This window comes from Brachyspira catarrhinii (assembly GCF_005518285.1).
Classification (GTDB): domain Bacteria; phylum Spirochaetota; class Brachyspiria; order Brachyspirales; family Brachyspiraceae; genus Brachyspira; species Brachyspira catarrhinii.
In genome coordinates this window covers 1-996 of record NZ_SJDU01000598.1, presented here as the reverse complement: position 1 = coordinate 996, position 996 = coordinate 1, and the positions used below count along the sequence as shown (strand labels likewise).

The 996-nt window shown below is 26.9% G+C and carries 1 protein-coding gene; it reads right to left on the bottom strand.

The annotated features are described in order from the left end of the window. On the bottom strand, positions 1-727 hold a 727-nt coding region (locus tag EZH24_RS12540; protein WP_170310878.1), incomplete at its 3' end, for an ATP-binding protein. Between the last annotated feature and the right edge of the window lie 269 nt (positions 728-996).

Sequence of the window (996 nt, the reverse complement as noted above, 5' to 3'; positions counted from 1 at the left end):
TCTGCCAAATTCTAATCATCGAATTAATCGTTTTCTCTTCGTATTGTTGAATCTCTTTTTCGTCTTTTTTAGGAATCGGCATATCCATAACTATAGGATAATGAACATAATTTGAATATTTTTGAATTAATCTCTCTAAAGTATATCTGTTGGAATAATCGTCTTCGTTTTCGTCTTTAGGTTTCAATTTCAATATTATATTTGTTCCTCTATCGTTTTTTTCAATATCTTCTATAGAATAAGAACCGTCTCCAGAGCTTTCCCATCTCACGCCGCTATCAGACTCCACATTTTTAGTTTCAATTATAATATTATCCGCAACCATAAAAGCCGAATAAAAACCTACTCCAAACTGTCCTATCAAATCGATTCCGCTTTCTTTATTTGCATTTTCTTGTTTAATTTTTTCCAAAAAAGCTTTCGTCCCGCTTCGAGCGATAGAGCCGATATTTTGTATAACATCTTCTTTAGTCATGCCGATTCCGTTGTCTTTTATAGTTAGAATTCTATTTTGTTCGTCTATTTCTATTTTTATTCTCAAATTATCCATTCCCGTATATTTGTCGCTTTTGGTAATGGATTCAAATCTCGCCTTATCCAAAGCGTCGCTTGCGTTTGAAATAAGCTCTCTTAAAAATATCTCTTTATGAGTGTAAATAGAATGAACCATTAAATTTAAAATTTGTTTGGTTTCCGCCTCAAAATTAAGTATTTGTTTTTCCGCCATTTTTAACTCCTTAATTAAAATATGTTGTTAAATCATAAAAAATAAAAAAGAATATAAAGCCATTAATTAAAATAAATAAAAAGTAAAGTCATAAAGTTAAAATATTATAATTCAGATTTAATAAAAATTCAAATAATTTATTTTTAAAAATTTTTTATATTAACTATTGACATATTTTTTAATTCATGTTATATTTTAATCATAAAGTTAATAGATAATGGATAGTTTAATTATGATTAAATACTATAAATTAGCATACTATAATTTCG